This is a genomic window from Stenotrophomonas rhizophila, from assembly GCF_020857975.1.
GTDB classification, from domain to species: Bacteria; Pseudomonadota; Gammaproteobacteria; order Xanthomonadales; family Xanthomonadaceae; genus Stenotrophomonas; species Stenotrophomonas rhizophila_C.
This window is the reverse complement of the sequence record NZ_JACWUO010000025.1, coordinates 36047-42046: the sequence shown is the minus strand read 5'-3', so window position 1 is coordinate 42046 and position 6000 is coordinate 36047. Positions and strand designations below refer to the sequence as shown.

The window sequence follows — 6000 nt, the reverse complement described above, 5'->3', positions numbered from 1 at the left end:
ACGCGATGTCAGCGGGGCAGAGCCCCGCTCTACGTCTGATCGCACGCGATGTCAGCGGGGCAGAGCCCCGCTCTACGCCTTGATCACGCCCAGTTCCACGCCAATGCGGGTGAATGCATCGATGGCGCGGTCCAGGTGCTGGCGGGTGTGCGCGGCGCTGATCTGGGTGCGGATGCGGGCCTGGCCCTTGGGCACCACCGGGAAGAAGAAGCCGATCGCATAGATGCCTTCCTCGAGCAGGCGCTCGGCGAACTTCTGCGCCAGCGGCGCGTCGTACAGCATCACCGGGCTGATCGGGTGCACGCCGGGCTTCACGTCGAAACCGGCGGCGGTCATCTTCTCGCGGAAGTAGGCGGTGTTCTGCGCCAGGGTGCTGCGCAGGTCGTCGGCGGCGGCCAGCATCTCGAAGGCCTTGATCCCGGCGGCCACCACGTGCGGCGGCAGTGAGTTGGAGAACAGGTAGGGGCGCGAACGCTGGCGCAGCAGTTCGACCACTTCGGCGCTGGCGCAGGTGAAGCCACCCAGGGCGCCGCCCATGGCCTTGCCCAGGGTGCCGGTGATGATGTCGATCTTCTCCAGCACGCCCTTGACCTCGGCCGAGCCGCGGCCGGTGGCGCCCAGGAAGCCGGTGGCATGGCATTCGTCGATGTGCACCAGCGCGTTGTACTTCTTCGCCAGCGCGGTGATCTCATCCAGCGGGGCGATGAAGCCGTCCATCGAGAACACGCCGTCGGTGGTGATCAGCTTGGTCCTGCAGCCGGCCGCATCAGCGGCCTGCAGCTGGGCTTCCAGGTCGGCCATGTCGCAGTTGGCGTAGCGGAAGCGCTTGGCCTTGCACAGGCGCACGCCGTCGATGATGGAGGCATGGTTGAGCGCATCGGAGATGATCGCGTCGTTTTCTCCCAGCAGCGGCTCGAACAGGCCGCCGTTGGCGTCGAAGCAGGCCGCGTACAGGATGGTGTCCTGCTTGCCGAAGAAGTCGGCGATCTGCTTTTCCAGCTGCTTGTGCAGGTCCTGGGTGCCGCAGATGAAGCGCACCGAGGCCATGCCGAAACCGTGGCTGTCCAGCGCGTCCTTGGCGGCCTGGATCAGGTCGGGGTGGTCGGCCAGGCCCAGGTAGTTGTTGGCGCAGAAGTTCAGCACCGTGCGGCCGTCGTCCAGGGTGATCTGCGCCGACTGCGGGCTGGTGATGATGCGTTCGGCCTTGAACAGGCCCTGGGCGCGGATCGCCTCCAGTTCTTCAACGTAGTGCCGGGTCAGCGGGGCGGTCGTGGCATCGGTCATGGCAGGCAGTCATCAGCGCGGAAACCACCGATTTTACCTGCCGCGGCCGTTCCTGGGGCCGTCGCCGGGCCGGTTGGCGGGCGCGGCCGGGGCGGGCAGGACACAGGGGATTGTTGCATCGCAATATCAATCAGGTTAAAAAAGTGTAAACCGCGACGTTCCGCCCACCCCACCGCCCCGGAGAGACCCGCATGAACCACGCCTCGCGCTGTACCGCCGCCGTTGTGCTCTGCGCCGCCCTGCTTGCCCCGTTCGCCGCCAGTGCCCAGGACGAGGCCGCCTCTCCCTTCAGCTGGAACGTCACCGGCGTGTCGGACTATGTGTTCCGCGGGGTCTCGCAGACCGCCGAGGACCCGACCGTGCAGGCCGCCTTCACCTATACCTCGCCGGTCGGCCTGTACGCCGGGGTGTGGGGTTCGGGCGTGGACTTCGGCGAGGGTGACCCGGATGCCGAAGTCGATTACCTGATCGGCTACGCGTTCGACATCAACGAAAACGTCAACCTGGACCTGCTGTTCAACCGCTACACCTATCCCGGTTCCAGCGAGCTGGCCTACAACGAGTTCATCACCAAGACCACCATCGCCAAGCAGTACAGCCTGACGGTGACCTACACCAACGACGTGTTCAACTCGGGCACCGATGCGTGGTACTACGCCGTGGGCGGGGAGTGGGCGCTGCCGCAGGAATTCAACCTGACCGCCAACGTCGGCCGCAGCACCTTCGAAGAAGGCATTTCCAAGGATTACACCGACTGGAACGTGGGCGTGAACCGCAGCTTCGGCATGGTCACCCTGGGCCTGGGCTACTACGGCACCGACGGCAACGGCCGCGACAATTCCGGCAAGCTGGCCGACAGCCGCGTGGTCTTCACCGTTGGCGTAGGGCAGTAGTGCCGGCCGCTGGCCGGCTCCACGCATGGCCGGCATCCCACGAACTGGAAAAGGCGCCCACTGGGCGCCTTTTCAATGTTGGCCTCACACCGGAACCCTTGCTGGAGAACAGCCCCCTTGTTGTTCAAGGGGGCGCGCCAGCGGCGCGGGGATAAGGTGATATGAGCAATTGATCCTCTGTGCCGAAGGCACAGGGGATCAATTCCAGCTCAGCACCACCTTGCCGGCCTTGCCCTGTTCCATCAGGTCAAAGCCCTTCTGGAAATCATCGATCGGCAACTGGTGGGTGAGCACCTTGCCCAGCGGGAAGCCGGACAGCACCAGTTGGGTCATCTTGTACCAGGTCTCGTACATCTTGCGGCCGTAGATGCCCTGCACGGTCAGGCCCTTGAAGATGATCTTGTCCCAGTCGCAGCCGGCGCCCTTGGGCATGATGCCGAGCATCGCGATCTTGCCGCCGTGGTACATGCAGTCGAGCATGTCGTTGAACGCGCGCGGGTTGCCGCTCATTTCCAGGCCCACGTCGAAGCCCTCCATGTGCAGGTCGGCCATCACGTCCTTGAGCGAGGTGTTGGCCACGTTGACCACGCGGGTGGCGCCCATGTCGGCGGCCAGCTTCAGGCGGAAATCGTTGACGTCGGTGACCACCACGTTGCGCGCACCGATGTGCTTGCAGATGCCGGCAGCGATGATCCCGATCGGGCCGGCACCGGTGATCAGCACGTCTTCGCCGATTACGTTGAATTCCAGCGCGCAGTGCGCGGCGTTGCCGTAGGGATCGAAGAACGCGGCCAGCTCGGACGGGATCTGGTCGGGGATCGGCCACAGGTTGCTGGCCGGCATCACCATGTATTCGGCGAACGCGCCGTTGACGTTGACGCCGATGCCCACCGTGTTCGGGCACAGGTGCGGGCGGCCGCCGCGGCAGTTGCGGCAATGGCCGCAGACGATATGGCCTTCGGCCGACACGCGCTGGCCGATTTCATAGCCGGTCACGCCCGGCCCGATCTGCGCGATGCGGCCGACGAACTCATGACCGATGGTCAGGCCCGGCTTGATGGTGCGCTGGCTCCACTCGTCCCACAGGTAGATATGCAGGTCGGTACCGCAGATGGCGGTCTTTTCCAGCTTGATCAGGACCTCGTTCGGGCCCGGGGTGGGGACCGGAACCTCTTCCAGCCAGATGCCCTTGGCGGCTTCACGTTTGACCAGGGCCTTCATTGTCTGCTGCGCCATCGGGGTGGAACTCATCTGGGGGAAAGCGCGGATTATAGGGCTGTCGGCGGGTTTCCCATGTTGCAGCGCAGGTGGTTTGGGGTGGCGGCGGCACCTGCAGCCGGCTGTCCGGGCCCGCGGGAGGCGTAGAGCCGGACTCTGTCCGGCCGGCTGGGCAACCCATGACTTCCGGGCTTCGGGCCGGGGCAGGGGGCTGGGCTACACTCGGCGGTTCTTTCACCAGGGGCTGCCCATGCGCTCGAATCTGCTCGCCTTCTCCGTCGTCGCCAGCCTTGCGCTGGTCCAGGTCGCCCATGCCGCCGAAGGCATGTGGGTGCCGCAGCAGCTGCCCGAGATTGCCGGCCCGCTCAAGCAGGCCGGGCTGAAGCTGTCCGCCGAGCAGATCGCCGACCTGACCGGCGACCCGATGGGCGCGGTGGTGGCGCTGGGCGGCTGCACCGCCAGCTTCGTCTCCCCGCAGGGCCTGGTGGTGACCAACCACCATTGCGCCTATGGTGCGATCCAGCTCAATTCGACCGCCGAGAAGAACCTGATCAAGGACGGCTTCAACGCGCCGACCCTGAAGGACGAGCTGAGCGCCGGCCCGAATGCGCGCGTCTATGTGCTCGACCGCATCACCGACGTGACCGACCAGGCCAAGGCCGCGATCGCCGCCGCCGGCAAGGATCCGCTGGCCCGTACCCGCGCGCTGGAGGCCTTCGACAAGGCGCAGACCGCTGCCTGCGAAGCCGACGCCGGGTTCCGCTGCCGGTTGTTCAGCTTCTCCGGGGGCAACACCTACCGGCTGTTCCGCAACATGGAAATCAAGGACGTGCGCCTGGTCTATGCGCCCCCGGGCAGCGTCGGCAAGTTCGGTGGCGATATCGACAACTGGATGTGGCCGCGCCATACCGGCGATTTCTCCTTCTACCGCGCCTACGTCGGCAAGGACGGCAAGCCGGCCGCGTTCGCCGCCGACAACGTGCCCTACCAGCCCAAGCACTTCCTGAAGTTCGCCGACCAGCCGCTGGGCGCCGACGACTTCGTGATGGTGGCCGGCTACCCGGGCCGCACCAACCGCTACGCGCTGGCCGGTGAGTTCAACGAAACCGCCAGCTGGACCTACCCGACCATCGCCCGCCACTACAACGCGGTGATCGACCTGATCGGCAAGGCCGGCCAGCAGGATGCGGACATCAAGGTGAAGTACGCCGCCACCATGGCCGGCCTGAACAACACCGCCAAGAACTACCAGGGCCAACTGGACGGTTTCAAGCGCATCGACGCGGCCGGCCAGAAGCAGGCCGAAGAGGCCGCCGTGCTGGCCTGGCTGAAGAAGCGCGGCGCTGCCGGCAAGCCGGCCCTGGCCGCGCACGCGCAGCTGATCAAGCACCTGGAAGAGGGCCGCGCCACGCGCGACCGCGACCTGATCGTGGGCCAGTTCAACAACACCTCGGCCGTGGGCGCGGCGATCACCCTGTACCGCCTGTCGATCGAACGCAGCAAGGCCGATGCGGCGCGCGAGGCTGGTTTCCAGGACCGCGACCTGCCCGCGATCGAAGGCGCGCTCAAGCAGATGGACCGTCGCTACGTGGCGCGCATGGACCAGCAGCTGCAGGCGTACTGGCTCAATCAATACGCCGCACTGCCGGCCGCGCAGCGCAACAACGAAGCGCTCAACCAGTGGTTGGCCGGCAGCGACAAGGCCGCCGTCGACGGTCTGGTCGGCAAGCTGGCCGGCACCAGGCTGGGCAGCCTGGACGAGCGCCTGAAGTGGTTCAAGGCCGAGCGCGCCGCGTTCGAGGCCAGCACCGACCCGGCCATCCAGTACGCGGTGGCGGTGATGCCGGCCCTGCTCAAGCAGGAAGAGCAGAAGAAGACCCGCGAAGGCGAGTCGCTGCTGTCGCGCCCGCTGTACCTGCAGGCACTGGCCGATTACAAGAAGAGCAAGGGCGAGTTCGTCTATCCCGACGCCAACCTGTCGCTGCGCATCACCTTCGGCAACGTGATGGGCTATGCGCCCAAGGACGGCGTGGCCTACACCCCGTTCACCACGCTGGAGGGCATCGTGGCCAAGGAAACCGGCGCCGATCCGTTCGACTCGCCCAAGGCGCTGCTCGATGCGGTCATGGCCAAGCGTTACGGTGGCCTGGAAGACAAGCGGGTGGGCTCGGTGCCGGTCAACTTCCTGTCCAACCTGGACATCACCGGCGGCAACTCCGGTTCGCCGGTGCTGGACGCGCACGGCAAGCTGGTGGGTCTGGCCTTCGATGGCAACTGGGAATCGGTCAGCTCCAACTGGGTGTTCGACCCGGTGATGACCCGCATGATTTCAGTCGACAGCCGCTACATGCAGTGGATCATGCAGGAAGTGGCGCCGGCGCCGCAGCTGCTCAAAGAGCTGAACCTGGTGAAGTAAGACCCCAACCCCGCGGCGAAAGCCGCGGGGTTTTCGTTGGGGCCCGGCATACGCGTGGCGGTGCACGGTTGCCTGCGGCCGGCACCACCGCAGCAGGCACCCGGCCGGGCCGGTCGGGGTATCATGCGTGTCCCCTCGCTCATTCACATCATGTGAACGATTGCGACAGCCCTTCCTCCCCCAAGGACT

The 6000-nt window shown here is 66.1% G+C and carries 4 protein-coding genes; 2 read left to right on the top strand and 2 right to left on the bottom strand.

The window, feature by feature from the left end; genetic code table 11:
- Window positions 1–72: 72 nt before the first annotated feature.
- The gene (gene kbl, locus IC535_RS17450) at window positions 73–1284 is read right to left on the bottom strand and encodes a glycine C-acetyltransferase (protein ID WP_228887556.1); all 1212 of its coding nucleotides are present in this window, start codon (window positions 1282–1284) and stop codon (window positions 73–75) included.
- A gap of 191 nt (window positions 1285–1475) precedes the next feature.
- Here kbl and IC535_RS17445 point away from each other — a divergent pair, with 191 nt between their 5' ends.
- Window positions 1476–2177, top strand: a complete 702-nt coding sequence (locus IC535_RS17445) for a TorF family putative porin (protein ID WP_228887557.1) — start codon at window positions 1476–1478, stop codon at window positions 2175–2177.
- Between the two features lie 198 nt (window positions 2178–2375).
- On the opposite strand, the gene tdh is transcribed toward IC535_RS17445, so the two are convergent.
- Window positions 2376–3398 (bottom strand): L-threonine 3-dehydrogenase, encoded by a 1023-nt coding sequence (gene tdh / locus IC535_RS17440; protein ID WP_228887585.1) that lies wholly within the window; start codon window positions 3396–3398, stop codon window positions 2376–2378.
- Window positions 3399–3645: 247 nt separating this feature from the next.
- On the opposite strand from tdh, the gene IC535_RS17435 reads away from it, so the two are divergent.
- Window positions 3646–5811 carry a S46 family peptidase gene (locus tag IC535_RS17435; RefSeq protein WP_228887558.1) on the top strand — a complete coding sequence of 722 codons (2166 nt, stop codon included), beginning with the start codon at window positions 3646–3648 and terminating at the stop codon, window positions 5809–5811.
- Window positions 5812–6000: the final 189 nt, after the last annotated feature.